Here is a 16,363-nt window from a genome sequence, read left to right as displayed (position 1 = left end):
GCTCGTTTGTCTTTTCGAAAAAGACTAATGATTTAAACGTTGACGTTTTGTTCGTTCAGTTTTCAAAGATCAATCCGCCGCTCAGAAGCGACTTTATTAATATATCATTCTCACGATTTAATGTCAACATCTTTTTTTGTAAGTTGTTTTTTCATCGCGTCGTGGTGACGACCTTTAATATAATATCACCATCAAAAAGAACTGTCAACAGAAATACTAAAAAAGATTTAAAAACAAAAACAGCCGCATAAGAACGGCTGTAAAATTAAATAATCCATGTCTGTATAGCAACAAGGGCAAACAATCCGGGAATACCCAGAAATCCGGAAATGGCCGAAGTGGCAAGGTTTATAGGAACATGAATGCCAATCTGATTCCCAAATGCATTTAAGAAAAATAATAAGAGTGCACCAATGATCAGTTTAATGGCTCCCTGCCCAATGAATCTTACCGGTTTTACCGGGGCTCCTATAAATAGAAGCAATAAAATTAATCCTCCCAGAATGGAGATCACTACGATAGGCTCCAAAAGAAAAATCCTCCTCTCAGAAAACTTGTACTACTAATTTATGATTAGTGTGTACAAAAAAGACCTTAGAGGAGGACAAGTATTTTGTTTATGGACGATTTTCTTCCCGCAAAATTAATAAATTATATTCTCACTTTAACATTTCTCTTTTTAGCTTCCCTGAATAGAAAAAAGTATTTCGCTTCGGCCAGCTTTGCCTGGCTGATTGCCTCCGGAGATGGATCAAAACTTTTTTCCACCAGTGATTTCTGGTTGTTCCAATCTGTTTTCAATCTGTTCAGCTGTTCCAGAAGCTTCTCATCAAACTCGCTGCGAAGCCATTTTTTCCTGCGAAAAAACATATATTCCGCCTCCGTGCTTAAACTTCTCTTCTTCCCTCTAACGCTTTTGAGAGCGTTACTTCATCCGCATACTCCAGGTCTCCGCCTACCGGCAGGCCATGGGCGATCCGGGTCGCCTTTATGCCGGACGGCTTGATCAGGCGGGAGATATACATGGCTGTTGCTTCCCCTTCAATATTCGGATTGGTGGCAAGAATAATCTCCTGGACCGTCTCATCCTGAAGCCTTTTCAGTAAATCAGGAATATTGATATCTTCAGGGCCAATTCCATCCATCGGTGAAATTGCTCCATGGAGGACATGATACAGCCCGTTGTATTCCTTCATCTTTTCCATGGCAATCACGTCCTTCGGATCCTGGACAACACAAATGACGGACCGGTCACGTCTCTGGTCCTCACATATATAACAGGGATCCTGGTCCGTGATATGGCCGCAGACAGAGCAGTATGATAAATTTCTTTTCGCATTGACCAGTGCTTTTGCAAAATCCAGCACAGTATCTTCTTTCATGCTTAAAACAAAAAACGCCAGACGTGCAGCCGTTTTCGGGCCGATTCCGGGCAACTTCATAAAGCTGTCAATCAGCTTGGATATCGGTTCAGGATAATGCATGTATGTTTCCTCCTATATGAAAAGGAAAAGCGCCGCGAGCATGATGGCCTGATGGATATTCCATCAGACTATGTTCGCTGGCGCCCGGCCTGTCTGTGCTTTTAAGCACTCCTTCAGGATGTTTGATTAAAACATTCCCGGCAGGTTCATTCCTTTAGTAAATTGGCCCATCGTATCGTTTGTTAAATCTTCCGCTTTTTTCAGTGCATCGTTAGTTGCCGCCAGGACAAGGTCCTGAAGCATTTCGATGTCTTCCGGATCCACAACTTCCTCTTTAATGTTAACTTCTAAAACTTGTTTATGTCCGGATACAACGACAGTCACCATTCCGCCGCCGGCTGTTCCTTCAATTCTTTTTTCGCCAAGCTCTTCCTGTGCCTGAGCCATCTTCTTTTGCATTTTCTGCATTTGCTTCATCATATTTTGCATATTTCCCATTCCACCGCGCATTTTACATACCTCCAGCTAGTTTCTATTCTTTAATTTCAATTAGTTCAGCGCCAAATAACTTGACCGCTTCAGCCACATGAGGCTCTTCCTCATTTCCGCCGAAGCCCCCGCCAGACTCATCTCCGTCACGCTGGCTGCGCAGGAAATCCTCCCTGACACTTTGCCATTGTTCATCCGGAATGCCGACCAGCTGCAATCTCTTTCCTAAAAGCTCAAACAGGATATTCCCCAAAGTATCCAGGAATTTCGCATTATCCATGGCCATCTGACAATGAATTTCATATTTGAATTTTACGATAAGAGCAGTTTCTGATGCGGCTACAGGCTCTGCTTCATTGAGAAGAGCTGCCTGGGAGCGCATCTGGTTTTGAACGAGCAGGTTCAGCATCTCGCCCCAGCGGCTCTTTACAGCCACCAGATCGTTTTTCGTTGCCTGCTTCAGTACTTCATTCACCTTCCCGACTGGCGCCTGGAAGCCTTTGCGTGAACTTCTCTGCGGCTTTTTCTGTACAGCAGGTGCTCCATCATCCTTAACCGCTATGCCGTTTTTCTTTAATTCAGCAAGCTCATGCTGCAGCTGTTCGATTTGCTGCATCAGCGGCTTGATGTCTGCAGCCTGTCCTGGTCTCTCCCGCTGTTCAAGCTGGCACAGCTTCACAATCGCCACTTCCAGGAAGATTCGCGGATGGTTGGTCCATCTCATTTCCTGCTGGGCTTTGTTCAGCACTTCAATCAGCTCATAAAGCTCTTCAGGCTCCACTTCCCCGGCAAGCTGCTGGAAGTCCTCATCGAGCATAACTCTTTCTAATGATTCCTCCAGCCTTGGAGCAGCTTTAAATAAAAGCATGTCCCGATAATACAGGATAAAGTCCTCTATAAAGCGGGATGGGTCTTTCCCCTGAAAAAGGAGCTCCTCCAGAAATTCCAGCCCGGATGCTGCATCCCTGTCTTTAACCGCTCTTGCCAGTTTATTTAAAAACCCCTGCGACACCGCACCTGTTACAGACAGGGCATCTTCAACTGTAACACGATCCTGGCTGAAGGAGATCGCCTGATCAAGCAGGCTGAGCGCATCACGCATACCGCCTTCTGCGGCTCTTGCGATGATCTGCAGGGCCTGTTCTTCATAAGCTGCTTCTGTTTCATCCGCAATCAGCTTCATTCTTCCTGTTATCGCCTGAGCCGTAATCCGTTTGAAATCGAATCGCTGGCAGCGGGAAATAATCGTCAGAGGAATTTTATGAGGCTCTGTTGTGGCTAAAATAAAAATAACATGCTTAGGCGGCTCTTCAAGCGTTTTTAACAGCGCATTGAAAGCTCCAATGGAAAGCATATGCACCTCATCGACGATGTAAACCTTATATTTTACAGCGTTCGGGGCATATTTCACTTTGTCCCTGATATCCCTGATTTCTTCTACACCATTATTGGATGCAGCATCGATTTCAATGACGTCAGGAATTGATCCGTCTGTAATCCCTCTGCAGGCCGAACACTCATTGCACGGTTCAGTGACAGGTGCCTTCTCACAGTTAACAGCCTTTGCAAGTATTTTTGCCGCACTCGTTTTACCGGTTCCGCGGGGGCCGGAAAACAAATAGGCGTGTGATATCTTCTCCTGAAGCAGGGCGTTTTGCAAAGTCTTTGTCACATGTTCCTGCCCGACAACATCGATGAACTGCTGCGGGCGCCAAACACGATATAAAGCTTGATAACTCACTGACACGCCCCCTTCCTATGTATAGTCCTTCATCTATTATAACGTATCTAAATTCCTTTTTACAAAACCTAGAGCAAAAAATACAACAAAAAACCCACCCCGCAAAAGGATGAGTTTTAGTAACAATATAAACTGCCGTGCACCTTCCGTCGACTGGCGCCCATAGGCGTTACTTAAGCAGTTAGCTCGGCCCAGGCAACCCTGCGGCACATGGGAGCGTCCACTTAATGCTGCTTCCTTCCGGACCTGACATGTTTCATGGATTCCCATTGCGCAGGACCCGGGCGTCAACACCACTTACTTAAGGCAGGCCCTACAGGACACCAGCCTCGGGAAGGGATTCAGCCTCGCTAGAGCGGATTGCGAGTACAGGGCACCGCTACCTCCCCGCCTAGCACGGCAAAGTTGATACCATATTTAGGTGCGTCTTTGTCCGACGCATTTATAAGTATACTAACAATCGGGTAAAAAAGCAATGCCTAACCATTGTCAATTCCTGTATCATGTTCCATCTGCAGCAATTGCCTTTTCTTTTTCTCTTCTTTCTTGCGCTTTCGCAAGTTCCGGAAAAAGCTCGAAAGCATTTCACCGCATTCTTCTTCCAGCACCCCTGCGACGACTTCACTCTGATGATTGAACCGCTCATCCTGCAAGAGGTTCATGAGCGTTCCGGCACAGCCGCCTTTCGGATCCCTGGCTCCATACACCACTTTTTGGATGCGCGACAGAATTATGGATCCTGAACACATCGGACAGGGCTCCAAAGTTACATAGAGAACGGCATTCTCCAGCCGCCAGGTTCCGAGTTTTTTGCATGCCTGATCAATGGCCAAGAGTTCCGCATGCGCAATTGCAGTCTGATTCACTTCTCTCAGATTATGGGCCCGGGCAATGATTTCCCCGTCCAGGACAATGACTGCGCCAATCGGAACCTCCTCCAGCCCTTCAGCAAGCTTAGCTTCCTTGATGGCCTCCCGCATATACAGTTCATCTTCAGTGAATGATTCCTGAATCAAATATCTTCATTCCTTCTCTTAACATCTGTGTAAAAGCGGCTCCTTTTACGAAAAATAATCTTAAAGGAGCGATTCGATGAAAAATCCGCAAGCCTATAAACCGGCTCTTATCATTATTGACATGATTAACGACTTTCATTTTCACCATGGCAAAATCCTTGCTGAAAAAGCATTGAATATCATAAAACCCATCAATGAACTAAAGACTGCATTCCATGAACAGGATCTCCCGGTCATTTACGTGAATGATCATTATAACCTCTGGAAGGCTGATCTCGATACGATTATGAACCATTGCCGCAATCCTGTCAGTTAGCGTATCCTTCATGAAATACATCCGTCACCGGATGATTATTTTTTAATAAAGCCAAAGTACTCCGCTTTTTATGGCACTGCCTTAAATACTCTCCTGCACCAGCTCGGCGTCAATCTGCTTGTTATGGCGGGAATCGCAGGCAATATCTGTGTCCTGTTTTCAGCCAATGACGCTTATATGAGAGAATACCATCTGCATATACCGCATGACTGCATCGCTTCCAACGACGACCATGATAATGAAAATGCCTTAAAGATGATGGAAAACGTATTAAAAGCCAATATATCTTCCTTCTCTGAAAACAATTATAACATTTCTTCCATGTTTCCTTCATAAAATGGCAGTAGTGTTTTAAGATGTGTTTTTCCGGGAGGGAGATAGATTGCAGATTCATGTTATCCAGCAAAACCAGTCTTTGTTCGGCATTGCCCAGGCATATGGAACGACAGTTGAAGATCTCGTTGAAGCAAACGAAATTCCCAATCCAAATAATCTTGTGATCGGCCAGACACTGGTTATTCCGATAATTGGAAGCTTTTATTGGGTGCAGCCCGGTGACAGCCTTTACTCGATTTCAAGAAGGTTCGGCATTTCTTTTCAGCAGCTGGCATCAGTCAATGGCATTTCAGTAAGCCAGCCGCTTCAGGTGGGGTTCCGCCTTTATATTCCGCCCCGCCCGAAAACGAAAGCAGAATTCAATGCCTATGTGGAGCCAAGAGGCAATACAGTCGCCCCTGAGCTGGAGGAAAGCGCAAGAGAGGCCGCGCCTTATCTGACCTATCTGGCGCCGTTCAGTTTTCAGGCTCTCCGCGATGGCTCTTTGAAGGAGCCGCTTCTGAATGATTTCCCAGCTATTGCGAGAGCCAATAATAATGTACTGATGATGGTAATCACCAATCAGGAAAACGATCAGTTCAGTGACGAACTCGGCAGAATATTGTTAAATGATATGGCGATTCAGAATAAATTCCTGGATAACATTACAGCCACAGCAAAGAAATACGGCTTCAGGGATATTCATTTTGACTTCGAATTTCTGCGCCCGGAGGACCGCGAAGCTTATAACAACTTTCTCAGAAAAGCAAAGGCAAGATTCAGGCAGGAAGGCTGGCTGATTTCCACAGCATTAGCCCCGAAAACCAGCGCTGAACAGAAAGGGCTCTGGTATGAGGCTCATGATTATAAAGCCCACGGGGAGATTGTTGATTTCGTGGTCATCATGACCTATGAATGGGGCTACAGCGGCGGTCCGGCTATGGCCGTTTCCCCAATCGGCCCAGTGAGGCAGGTATTGGAATACGCGATCAGCGAAATGCCATCTTCTAAAATTATGATGGGCCAGAACTTGTATGGCTATGACTGGACGCTTCCCTTTGTTCAGGGCACCACCGCAAAAGCCGTCAGTCCGCAGCAGGCCATACAGATCGCAGCGGAAAATAATGTGGCCATTCAATATGACTACAAAGCACAGGCCCCATTTTTTAATTACACAGCACCTGACGGGAAAAGGCATGAAGTCTGGTTTGAGGATGCCCGCTCCATCCAGGCGAAATTCGACTTAATCAAAGAACTGAAGCTGCGGGGCATGAGCTACTGGAAGCTCGGCCTGTCTTTCCCGCAAAATTGGCTTCTGATTACGGAAAACTTCAATGTGACAAAAAGAGCATGATTACTCAGCAGCTGCCGCTTACAGGCAGCTTTTTTATTTTTCAGATAATAGGCTCTTATTTTCTTATTTCCAGCTGAAATTCCATATCCCTTCCACTCCATACTGTGATAAAATAAGCTTTGTGTCATTTTGGAACGTACCTATAAATGGTTTCTATAGATAAATAAGCAATGCAGGAGGACGATCACTATGGGGGGAATACCTTTTATTACAGTAGAGGGGCCGATTGGCGTTGGGAAAACGTCTCTCGCTAAAGCAATTTCTGAGAAATTACAGTATGCCTTACTAAAAGAGATTGTTGATGAAAATCCTTTTTTGGGAAAATTCTATGAAAACATTGAAGAATGGAGCTTTCAGACTGAAATGTTTTTCCTCTGCAACCGCTATAAACAGCTGGTTGATATCAACAATCACTACCTGTCTCAAAATAAGCCTGTTGTGGCTGATTATCATATTTTCAAGAATCTGATCTTTGCGCAGCGCACACTAAATCAGACTGAATATCAGAAGTATTTGAAGATCTACGACATTCTGACGGGTGATATGCCAAAGCCGAATGTCATCATCTATCTTAATGCCAGCCTCGAAACACTGCTCGACCGAATCGAGCTGAGAGGCCGTGAAATTGAAAAGAACATCAGTCCGTTATATCTTGAGCAATTATCCCTTGATTATGAAACTGCTATGAATGAGTTCGAAAGGCAGCACCCGGATATCCCGGTCATCCGCTTTAATGGGGATCAGCTGGATTTTGTAAAAAATGAAGCAGACTTAATGCATATATTCGATACCTTATCGACATCATTAAAAAAGAGGAGTATACACTTATGAATCTTAGGCAGAAATATGAGATTCCTTCGAACGCCGTCATTACCATTGCCGGAACCGTTGGAGTCGGAAAATCAACAATGACCAATGCGCTTGCGGATGCACTGGGGTTCCGAACCTCTTTCGAAAAGGTTGATACAAATCCTTACCTTGATAAGTTCTATGCCGATTTCAACCGCTGGAGTTTTCACCTGCAGGTTTACTTCCTGGCTGAACGCTTCAAGGATCAGAAGCGCATTTTCGAATATGGCGGCGGCTTTGTTCAGGACCGCTCCATTTATGAAGACACAGGCATCTTTGCAAAAATGCATTATGAAAAAGGGACGATGTCCAAAGTCGACTACGAAACCTACACCAGTTTATTTGATGCAATGGTGATGACACCATACTTCCCGCATCCTGATTTGCTTATTTACCTGGAAGGCTCGCTTGATGACATTCTTTCCCGCATCCAGGAGCGCGGCCGTCCGATGGAGCAGCAGACGCCGATTTCCTACTGGGAAGAAATGCACCAGCGCTATGAAAATTGGATCAACAGCTTTAACGCATGCCCGGTCCTGCGCCTGAATATCAATGATTATGACATTATTCAGAATGAGCAATCCATTGAGCCGATTGTGGAGCGCATTTCTTACTTCTTAAGACAAACGCAATTATTGAAAAAATAACCGCCATTATCGGCGGTTTTTTCTTTGGAAGATAAGGAAGTATATAATTTTGGAACGACGATAACTGTCTAGCTCCAGCGCCTACCCCCTCGGGGTGTCGGGGGTGAGCAAGGCGCTTGCGCTTTTCTTAAACACAAAAAAACCGCTGATGCGATCAGCAGTTTTATGTATCTCCAATATTTATGCGCGTGTTAGATGTCAATTAAAATGGAGGAGGAAAGGGGATTCGAACCCCTGCGCGGTTTGACCCGCCTGTCGGTTTTCAAGACCGATCCCTTCAGCCGGACTTGGGTATTCCTCCGCATCGACAAGAAATACTATATCATTTCTCAAATAGGATGTCAACATCATTTTATAAAAAAATAGAGCGGATTAAAAATCCGCTCCGAACTTTTTTATTAAGGCTTAATAACTTCGCGATTGCCCATATACGGACGAAGTACTTCCGGAATGATAACACTTCCGTCAGCCTGCTGATAATTTTCCAGAATAGCTGCCACCGTGCGGCCGATCGCAAGGCCAGATCCATTCAGTGTGTGCACATGCTCCGGCTTGCCTTTTGCCTCGCGGCGGAAGCGGATATTGGCACGTCTTGCCTGGAATCCTTCGAAGTTACTGCAAGAAGAGATTTCTCTGTACGTGTTATAGCTTGGGATCCAAACCTCGATATCATATTTCTTCGCAGCTGTGAATCCAAGATCGCCTGTGCACATGCTCATCACACGGTAAGGAAGGCCAAGCAGCTGAAGGACTTTTTCTGCGTGTCCAGTCAATTTTTCAAGCTCATCATAAGACTCTTCAGGCTTCACAAACTTCACAAGCTCTACCTTATTGAACTGATGCTGGCGGATCAGCCCGCGTGTATCACGGCCGGCAGAACCTGCTTCAGAACGGAAGCATGCACTGAATGCCGCATAATTAATCGGAAGCTCATCTGCATTCAGAATTTCTTCCCTGTGCATATTGGTGACAGGCACCTCGGCAGTTGGAATCAGGAAGTAATCCTCGCTTTCAATCAGGAACGCATCTTCTTCAAATTTCGGAAGCTGTCCTGTTCCTGTCATGCTTGCACGGTTGACCATGTACGGAGGAAGAACTTCCTTATAGCCATGTTCATCTGTGTGCAAATCAAGCATGAAGTTGAATAAGGCGCGCTCAAGGCGGGCACCAAGGCCTTTGTAGAATACAAAGCGGCTGCCTGTTACTTTGCTGGCGCGTTCGAAATCGAGCAGATCAAGATCTGTCGCTACATCCCAGTGCGGCTTTGGCTCGAAATCAAATTCACGAAGTTCTCCCCATTGGCGGATTTCCACATTATCGTCTTCTGTTTCACCGACAGGCACGCTTTCATGCGGAATGTTCGGAATGCTCAGCAGCAATTGGTCCAATTCTTCCTCAACCGTGCGGAGCTCCTCATCCAATGCTTTAATTTTGTCGCCGACTTCTCTCATTTCTGTGATTAAATGATCTGCATCCTGCTTTTCGCGCTTTAAGGCTGCAACCTGCTGGGATACTTCATTCCTTTTGCTCTTCAGCTGTTCTGCTTCAACAATCAATTCACGTCTTTTCACATCCAGATCCTCGAATTTTCCGAGATCCGTCAAATCCTCGCCGCGGTGCTGAAGCTTGTTTTTCACTTCTTCAAAATTAGCTCTCAAAAATTTAATGTCCAGCATTTTTAAGTACCTCCTGAAAAATAATTTAGAACACAAAAAACTCCCGTCCCCAAAAAAGGGACGAGAGTTACCCGCGTTGCCACCCTAGTTGAAAGCATAAGCTTTCCACCTTAAATCCATAACGGTTTTAACCGAAAGCATTTACTTTTCCCGGACCATTCCGGGTGTTCCATGCTTTGCTCGAGGATGGATTCACAGGGTTTATTCACCGGTTCACACCAGCCACCGGCTCTCTACAGAACAAAGTTCCTGTTACTAGTTCCTCTCATTGCTTTTCAGCTATAAGAATTTTGTAATTCATAATGTACTACAATTATGTTCCATTTGCAACCAAAATATTCAAATTGCTAATTGCTTGGACTCTTTAATCATTTCAACAAAATAGCCTGTCAGGCGATGGTCATCCGTCAGTTCCGGGTGGAATGAGCAACCGAGGAATCTGCCTTCGCGCGCAGCCACAATCCGGTCATTGTGCTTGGCGAGAATTTCAACATTCTCCCCCGCCTCGACAATATGCGGCGCACGAATAAAGACTGCCGCAAAGTCTTCTGCCACTCCGGCAATATTAAGATCAGCCTCAAAGCTTTCACGCTGGCGGCCGAATGAATTTCTTTCCACCCGGACATCCATCACACCAATATGAGGTTCATCATAGCCAATAATGTGTTTTGCAAGGAGGATCAGCCCGGCACATGTACCGAACATCGGCTTTCCTGACTGGGCAAATTGCTTAAGGCTGTCCATAAAATCATATTTATCAATGAGACGTCTCATGGTCGTGCTCTCGCCGCCAGGCAGGATCAGCCCGTCCACCTCATCAAGCTGCTCTTTGCGTTTGATGACCACAGCTTCGGCGCCGCATGCTTCTACCGATAGTACATGCTCTCTGACCGCACCCTGCAGCCCTAATACTCCAACCTTTATCATATCTATTCTCCTTACCAGCCGCGCTCCTGCATACGAGCTTCAGGAGCCAATGAAGAAATTTCGATTCCCTTCATCGGTGTGCCAAGTTCTTTTGAAAGTTCAGCAATCAATTTGTAGTCCTGGTAATGTGTAGTAGCTTCCACAATGGCACGTGCAAATTTAGCAGGGTTTTCAGATTTGAAGATACCTGATCCTACGAACACACCGTCAGCACCAAGCTCCATCATTAGTGCTGCATCTGCAGGTGTTGCAACACCGCCTGCTGCGAAGTTTACGACCGGAAGGCGTCCAAGGCTCTTAATTTCCAAAAGAAGCTCATATGGCGCTCCCAGAAGCTTAGCTTCTGTCATTAACTCATCTTCATTCATGCCGACAACCTTGCGCACCTGTGCATTCACCTTGCGGATATGGCGCACAGCTTCAACGATGTTTCCAGTTCCAGGCTCACCCTTTGTACGAAGCATGGAAGCACCTTCGCCAATACGGCGTGCTGCTTCGCCTAAATCACGGCATCCGCAAACGAATGGAACAGTGTAGTCTCTTTTATTCAAATGGTATTCTTCATCAGCAGGAGTTAAAACTTCACTCTCATCTATGTAATCGACACCCATCGCTTCAAGTATACGAGCTTCTACAATATGGCCGATACGCGCTTTTGCCATTACCGGGATTGAAACTGCACCAATTACTTCTTCCATAATACGCGGATCTGCCATACGTGCTACACCGCCGGCTGCACGGATATCAGAAGGAACGCGCTCAAGTGCCATAACTGCTACTGCACCAGCTTCTTCTGCGATTTTTGCCTGCTCAGCGTTTACGACGTCCATAATAACGCCGCCTTTTTGCATTTCTGCCATTCCCCGTTTAACACGATCTGTACCTGTCTTCATGTTTATCCCCCTTCGTAAATACCATCTGCTTTGGATGGGTTAAATATTATGATAAAAATAACTTTTCAAAAAAAGGAAAATAGATTACTTTACTCGGAATTTTCCCTATTGAAAATATGCAATGAAAAAGGGCTCCTGTCAAGACAGGAAAGCCCTTTTTCTTAAAACCAACCTTTTACAGTTGAGGAAACACTTCCCCATAGGTCACCGAAGAAACCGCCGATGCTGCGCATAGTCAGCACGAACCAGTTTGCTTTTTCAACACTTTCAGCGGCTACAACATCCACCTGGATATTGCCTTTGCCTTTATCGGACAGGAACTCAAGCTTCCCGTCCTCTTTGGACTCGATCGTTAAGTAGCCGACCTTTTCTCCCTTTTTAATTGGAGCAGTCAATTCACCATTTTCATTTAATTTCTTTTTATCCAGAACAAGAACGGGCTTAAAGTTTTCCTTTTCCCCATTTCTCATCACCATTTCGATGGCATCTTTGGAAGAAATCTTCACTTTATCTTCTTTCCCTTTTGTAACAGGCACTGTTTTCTGGCCTTTCACCTGATATTTGGCAGGAACGATTTCTTCTTTCGTGAAGTTGGTGAAACCGAAGTCGAACATTTTCTTGGTTTCATCGAATCTGGATTTATAAGTAGCCTGGCCATTCGCTCCTTTAGCGTTCATGACAACACTGATGTAGCGGTTGCCATCTCTCAGCGCAGTTCCTGTGAAGCAGTATCCGGCAAAGTCAGTTGTACCTGTTTTAAGGCCATCTGCCCCTTCATAGCCATATACCAGCTCCGGAAGCATCCAGTTCCAGTTTTCCATTTTAATTTCATCATCTGTACCCTCTCTGAAGGTCTTTCTAGGGGTACTTGCCGTTTCCAGTACTTCCGGGAACCGGTTAATCAATTCTTTAGCCAGCATGGCTGTATCTCTTGCTGACATTACGTTTTCTTCTTCAGGGCCGCCTGCTGGAGGGGATCCCTTTAAATCGCGGTTATTCAGACCGCTGGAATTAACAAATTTATAGTCTTTCAGCCCAAGCTCTGCTGCTTTTTCGTTCATCATTTTAACAAAGTTGGTTTCTGAACCGGCAATCGTTTCTGCAATCGCAATCGTTGCACCATTCGCAGAGTAGATAGCCATAGCTTCATACAATTCACGGATATTGTATTTGCCGTCTCTTCTTAACGGGACATTCGATAAGGCACGGTCCTGTGAAACTTTCCATACATATTCACTTACTGCGTATTCCTGATCCCACTTCACTTTGCCTTTTTCAACGGCTTCAAGAAGCAGGTATTCAGTCATCATTTTCGTCATACTGGCAATACCCAGTACTTTATCCGCATTTTTTTGATATAAAATCTTTCCGGTCTCTGCATCTACTAAAATAGCAGCATCGGCATTGATATTTAAAATATCTTCCGCATGTGCTTTATGTATACCAGGTAAAAGACCTAATATCATGACCAAGGCAAGGAATCCAGCGATAGACTTACGGTATAATGTTTTCTTCAATTTTACTGCCCTCCAACGTTTTAATACACTTTTGTTATTTTATCATAACTCTGATTCAAAGAATAGATAGAGTAATTACCTATTCCTGCCTCTCTTGTGGCATGATTGGCCCACATGCTTGCACTGATATTTTCCTAGTATCCATTTTCGGGCATAAAAATAAGCAGAAGAGGTTTCCCTCTTCTGCTTTTTATGGATTATAGCGAGTAGTTTGGCGCCTCTTTTGTGATCTGCACATCATGCGGATGGCTTTCTCTCAGGCCTGCACCAGTCATTTTAATGAATTGGGCATTTTCGCGAAGCTCGTGAAGATCTTTTGTTCCGCAATAGCCCATTCCTGAACGGATACCGCCGACAAGCTGGTAAATCGTATCGGATAAAGGCCCTTTATAGGCAATGCGCCCTTCGATTCCCTCTGGAACGAACTTTTTATTATCTTCCTGGAAGTAACGGTCTTTTGAACCTTTTTCCATGGCTGCAACAGAACCCATTCCTCTGTATACCTTGAAGCGGCGTCCCTGGAAAATTTCCGTTTCGCCCGGGCTTTCAGAAACACCGGCAAGAAGGCTGCCAAGCATAACAGCATGTCCGCCGGCTGCCAATGCTTTCACAATATCCCCTGAATATTTGATTCCGCCATCAGCAATAATGGACTTGCCATGCTTGCGTGCTTCGGTTGCACAGTCATAAACAGCTGTGATCTGCGGTACCCCTACACCTGCAACAACGCGTGTTGTACAAATCGATCCAGGTCCGATTCCCACTTTTACAATATCGGCACCTGCTTCAATCAAATCCCTTGTCGCTTCAGCTGTCGCAACGTTTCCGGCAATAATGGCGAGATCCGGATAAGTGTTCCTGATTTCACGTACGGTATCAAGCACGCCTTTTGAATGTCCATGTGCTGTATCCACTACGATGACATCCACATGTGATTTCACAAGCATTTCAACACGCTTCATCGTGTCGCCGGTTACGCCAACTGCTGCACCTGCCAGCAGGCGCCCGCGCTCATCCTTTGCCGAGTTAGGAAACTCAATAACTTTTTCAATATCTTTAATGGTGATTAACCCTTTTAAAACACCTGCATCATCTACCAGCGGCAATTTTTCAATTTTATGCCTCTGGAGAATCTTTTCTGCTTCATCCAATGTGGTTCCAACCGGAGCCGTTACAAGGTTTTCCTTTGTCATCACATCGGAGATTTTTATCGAAAAGTCCTGAATGAATCGGAGGTCACGGTTTGTCAGAATGCCAACAAGCTTCAATTCCTCAGTATTGTTGACGATAGGCACACCGGAAATCCGGTATTTTCCCATTAGATGTTCTGCGTCAAATACCTGCTGTTCTGGAGTAAGAAAGAATGGGTCCGTAATAACGCCGCTTTCTGAACGTTTTACTTTATCCACCTGATCAGCCTGCTGTTCTATGGACATGTTTTTATGGATAACTCCCAAACCGCCCTGGCGCGCCATAGCGATCGCCATTTCTGCTTCAGTTACCGTATCCATTCCGGCACTGATCACTGGAATGTTGAGTGCAATCTTTTCAGTCAAATTAACTTTGAGGCTTACATCACGAGGAAGCACCTCTGATTTCGATGGAACCAGTAAAACATCATCAAAAGTTAAACCTTCTTTAGCAAACTTAGTTTCCCACATCTTTTTTGACCTCCTGGACTCGAAAATATTATTAGTAGGTTATCAATTGGACAAAATACTGTCAAGGACGGATTAATATGTTGGATTTTTCAAAAGATTCGGAGGACTCTCAGTGATACATCCATTTGATTTTAAAAGCTCCTTTTTATATTTTTTTTCTGCGAACACATCACAGGAATTTTTAAAGAAATGCTACCAAAAGCAAAACCTGGATCAGGCTGAACAGAAGAGCTATGAAAACAGTTACCCTTTTATATACTATCTAGAACACGGGCAAGTATACTATGAGCAGGCAGAGAAGGCACCATTGGTCATCAAGCCGATTCTCTTTTTTTATGGACTTGTTCACCTTGTGAAGGCCTGCATACTGACTGTAGATCCTAATTATCCCGAGACTACTTCTGTTTTGGCACACGGGGTATCTGCCCGGAAAAGGAAAAAGCAGCAATATAATTTTTTTCAGGATGAAGTGAAATTTCAAAAAAGCGGGCTTTTCCCTTATATGGGAGAAAAATTGTTTCACATGAAACATTTGGAAGGCGAAAAAACAACGATGGGAGAGTTATTTGGCCAGATTCCGGAGCTTAATGATTTGTACAGCCAGACAGAGGGCCGTAAGACTTTTCTCGAAGCTGGGCTGGAAAAGGATATATTGATTTTGCCAAAGGTAATCCTTGATCGCTTTCATATGACCGAGTCCCGTTTTGTGGAATTTCTGCAGTCAAAGTCAGACTCTAATATAAGCTTTCAGGAATCAGAGGAATCAGCATTAAAATTCAAGATGGAAAATTTGAATACATATAATTTCAAGCCCTTACGGTATAGTCCGGATACCGGAAAGTTTTTCTTCCCGATGGCCAAAGATGAATTGATTGATTTCCCTGAACTTCTTATTCATTATCTGCTTCTGTATAACTTAAGCATGATTGCCCGCTACGAAACAGAATGGTGGAGCGAACTCATCAAAATGATGCCGAATAAAGACTATCCGTTTATTCAAACTTTCCTTCAAATTACGGCGGCAAAGGGGCCGTATTTGATTTATCAGTATTTGGCTGATAAGAAGCAGTAAGGTTATTGGGGGGTTATGCTGGCTGCAGAATTCAATTGTGGCCTGCATTTGTAGTTTTGTTTTGGGCGTGAGGAAGAGGCAGAGTGCAGCGATGGTTGAATTTAATCGGTGGCCGGCTGTTTTTCCAGGGAAGGAGCATAGCATGGCGGTATATCTAACAGGTTTTGGAGTTTATCTAGCATGTTTTGGGTTTTATCTAGCAGGTTTATGAATTTATCTAACAGGATTTTTGATTTATCTAGCATGTTTTGGAGTTTATCTTACATTTGGCACAATTCTTCGTTGCAGAGACATATGCTGGCTGAAGTGACGCATAAATGCATTTTTCAATAAAATGAAGAGTCCAGTTGATTCAGATACCTATAATTACACACAAAAAAGAGCACCCCTCAGGTGCTCTTTCATGTGCCCGGCAGCGTCCTACTCTCACAGGGGGACAGCCCCCAACTACCATCGGCGCTGAGAA

15 protein-coding genes, 1 tRNA gene, 1 other RNA gene, 1 pseudogene and 1 other annotated feature are annotated in these 16,363 nt (G+C 44.7%); of the genes and pseudogenes, 5 read left to right on the top strand and 13 right to left on the bottom strand.

Going from position 1 to position 16,363, the window contains the following annotated elements; genetic code table 11:
- Positions 1 to 265 precede the first annotated feature (265 nt).
- From ACTHRG_RS23375 to tadA, 7 genes are all read right to left on the bottom strand, one after another.
- Positions 266 to 529 (bottom strand): pro-sigmaK processing inhibitor BofA family protein, encoded by a 264-nt coding sequence (locus ACTHRG_RS23375; protein ID WP_076263416.1) that lies wholly within the window; start codon positions 527 to 529, stop codon positions 266 to 268.
- A 122-nt stretch (positions 530 to 651) separates the two neighbouring features.
- The gene (locus ACTHRG_RS23370) at positions 652 to 870 is read right to left on the bottom strand and encodes a YaaL family protein (protein ID WP_076263418.1); all 219 of its coding nucleotides are present in this window, start codon (positions 868 to 870) and stop codon (positions 652 to 654) included.
- A gap of 17 nt (positions 871 to 887) precedes the next feature.
- Entirely contained in the window at positions 888 to 1,484 is a 597-nt protein-coding gene (gene recR, locus ACTHRG_RS23365; RefSeq protein WP_009336775.1) for a recombination mediator RecR, read from the bottom strand.
- A gap of 126 nt (positions 1,485 to 1,610) precedes the next feature.
- Positions 1,611 to 1,934 carry a YbaB/EbfC family nucleoid-associated protein gene (locus ACTHRG_RS23360; protein WP_048011083.1) on the bottom strand — a complete coding sequence of 108 codons (324 nt, stop codon included), beginning with the start codon at positions 1,932 to 1,934 and terminating at the stop codon, positions 1,611 to 1,613.
- Positions 1,935 to 1,956: 22 nt separating this feature from the next.
- Positions 1,957 to 3,654, bottom strand: coding sequence for a DNA polymerase III subunit gamma/tau (gene dnaX, locus ACTHRG_RS23355; RefSeq protein WP_076263420.1), 1,698 nt, complete (start codon positions 3,652 to 3,654; stop codon positions 1,957 to 1,959).
- A 135-nt stretch (positions 3,655 to 3,789) separates the two neighbouring features.
- An RNA gene (ffs, locus tag ACTHRG_RS23350) (signal recognition particle sRNA large type) lies at positions 3,790 to 4,054 on the bottom strand.
- Between the two features lie 79 nt (positions 4,055 to 4,133).
- Positions 4,134 to 4,670: a tRNA adenosine(34) deaminase TadA gene (gene tadA / locus ACTHRG_RS23345; protein WP_076263423.1), complete on the bottom strand. Its 537-nt coding sequence runs from the start codon at positions 4,668 to 4,670 to the stop codon at positions 4,134 to 4,136.
- Positions 4,671 to 4,746: 76 nt separating this feature from the next.
- Here tadA and ACTHRG_RS23340 point away from each other — a divergent pair.
- The 4 genes and pseudogenes from ACTHRG_RS23340 (at position 4,747) to ACTHRG_RS23325 (ending at position 8,151) form a co-directional block, all read left to right on the top strand.
- Positions 4,747 to 5,322 (top strand): annotated as a pseudogene (locus ACTHRG_RS23340) (isochorismatase family cysteine hydrolase).
- 46 nt (positions 5,323 to 5,368) lie between these two features.
- Positions 5,369 to 6,655: a LysM peptidoglycan-binding domain-containing protein gene (locus tag ACTHRG_RS23335; protein ID WP_076263425.1), complete on the top strand. Its 1,287-nt coding sequence runs from the start codon at positions 5,369 to 5,371 to the stop codon at positions 6,653 to 6,655.
- A 189-nt stretch (positions 6,656 to 6,844) separates the two neighbouring features.
- Positions 6,845 to 7,486: a deoxynucleoside kinase gene (locus ACTHRG_RS23330; RefSeq protein ID WP_076263427.1), complete on the top strand. Its 642-nt coding sequence runs from the start codon at positions 6,845 to 6,847 to the stop codon at positions 7,484 to 7,486.
- Entirely contained in the window at positions 7,483 to 8,151 is a 669-nt protein-coding gene (locus ACTHRG_RS23325; protein WP_035333477.1) for a deoxynucleoside kinase, read from the top strand. Before ACTHRG_RS23330 ends, ACTHRG_RS23325 begins: the two co-directional genes overlap by 4 nt.
- Before the next feature lie 208 nt (positions 8,152 to 8,359).
- Here ACTHRG_RS23325 and ACTHRG_RS23320 read toward each other — a convergent pair.
- The 6 genes from ACTHRG_RS23320 to guaB all read right to left on the bottom strand — a co-directional run bounded on the left by ACTHRG_RS23320 (position 8,360) and on the right by guaB (position 14,825).
- A tRNA-Ser gene (locus ACTHRG_RS23320) sits at positions 8,360 to 8,452 on the bottom strand.
- A gap of 97 nt (positions 8,453 to 8,549) precedes the next feature.
- A complete protein-coding gene (gene serS / locus ACTHRG_RS23315; protein ID WP_076263429.1) occupies positions 8,550 to 9,827 on the bottom strand; it encodes a serine--tRNA ligase in 1,278 nt (425 codons plus the stop codon).
- 53 nt (positions 9,828 to 9,880) lie between these two features.
- Positions 9,881 to 10,105, bottom strand: a binding site (T-box leader).
- Positions 10,106 to 10,166: 61 nt separating this feature from the next.
- Positions 10,167 to 10,754 carry a pyridoxal 5'-phosphate synthase glutaminase subunit PdxT gene (pdxT, locus tag ACTHRG_RS23310; protein ID WP_076263431.1) on the bottom strand — a complete coding sequence of 196 codons (588 nt, stop codon included), beginning with the start codon at positions 10,752 to 10,754 and terminating at the stop codon, positions 10,167 to 10,169.
- 11 nt (positions 10,755 to 10,765) lie between these two features.
- Complete coding sequence (gene pdxS / locus ACTHRG_RS23305; protein WP_076263433.1) at positions 10,766 to 11,647, bottom strand: pyridoxal 5'-phosphate synthase lyase subunit PdxS; 882 nt, start codon at positions 11,645 to 11,647, stop codon at positions 10,766 to 10,768.
- A gap of 161 nt (positions 11,648 to 11,808) precedes the next feature.
- The gene (locus ACTHRG_RS23300) at positions 11,809 to 13,113 is read right to left on the bottom strand and encodes a D-alanyl-D-alanine carboxypeptidase family protein (protein ID WP_286149099.1); all 1,305 of its coding nucleotides are present in this window, start codon (positions 13,111 to 13,113) and stop codon (positions 11,809 to 11,811) included.
- A 248-nt stretch (positions 13,114 to 13,361) separates the two neighbouring features.
- Positions 13,362 to 14,825: an IMP dehydrogenase gene (guaB, locus tag ACTHRG_RS23295; RefSeq protein ID WP_076263437.1), complete on the bottom strand. Its 1,464-nt coding sequence runs from the start codon at positions 14,823 to 14,825 to the stop codon at positions 13,362 to 13,364.
- 112 nt (positions 14,826 to 14,937) lie between these two features.
- Between guaB and ACTHRG_RS23290 the strand changes: the two genes are divergently transcribed.
- On the top strand, positions 14,938 to 15,897 hold the full coding sequence (locus ACTHRG_RS23290; RefSeq protein ID WP_076263439.1) for a YaaC family protein: 960 nt from the start codon (positions 14,938 to 14,940) through the stop codon (positions 15,895 to 15,897).
- Positions 15,898 to 16,363: the final 466 nt, after the last annotated feature.

The sequence above is a fragment of the Cytobacillus sp. SAFR-174 genome (assembly GCF_051964675.1).
Classification (GTDB): domain Bacteria; phylum Bacillota; class Bacilli; order Bacillales; family Cytobacillaceae; genus Cytobacillus.
Note: the sequence above shows the minus strand (reverse complement) of the source record. Positions and strands in the feature narration are given on the sequence as shown.

Excerpts from the sequence above, each read along its gene's own strand:
- guaB (WP_076263437.1), bottom strand. The coding sequence starts at position 14,825 with ATGTGGGAAACTAAGTTTGCTAAAGAAGGTTTAACTTTTGATGATGTT.
- recR (WP_009336775.1), bottom strand. The coding sequence starts at position 1,484 with ATGCATTATCCTGAACCGATATCCAAGCTGATTGACAGCTTTATGAAG.
- serS (WP_076263429.1), bottom strand. The coding sequence starts at position 9,827 with ATGCTGGACATTAAATTTTTGAGAGCTAATTTTGAAGAAGTGAAAAAC.
- pdxS (WP_076263433.1), bottom strand. The coding sequence starts at position 11,647 with ATGAAGACAGGTACAGATCGTGTTAAACGGGGAATGGCAGAAATGCAA.
- ACTHRG_RS23370 (WP_076263418.1), bottom strand. The coding sequence starts at position 870 with ATGTTTTTTCGCAGGAAAAAATGGCTTCGCAGCGAGTTTGATGAGAAG.
- ACTHRG_RS23325 (WP_035333477.1), top strand. The coding sequence starts at position 7,483 with ATGAATCTTAGGCAGAAATATGAGATTCCTTCGAACGCCGTCATTACC.
- ACTHRG_RS23300 (WP_286149099.1), bottom strand. The coding sequence starts at position 13,113 with ATGATATTAGGTCTTTTACCTGGTATACATAAAGCACATGCGGAAGAT.
- pdxT (WP_076263431.1), bottom strand. The coding sequence starts at position 10,754 with ATGATAAAGGTTGGAGTATTAGGGCTGCAGGGTGCGGTCAGAGAGCAT.
- ACTHRG_RS23360 (WP_048011083.1), bottom strand. The coding sequence starts at position 1,934 with ATGCGCGGTGGAATGGGAAATATGCAAAATATGATGAAGCAAATGCAG.
- ACTHRG_RS23330 (WP_076263427.1), top strand. The coding sequence starts at position 6,845 with ATGGGGGGAATACCTTTTATTACAGTAGAGGGGCCGATTGGCGTTGGG.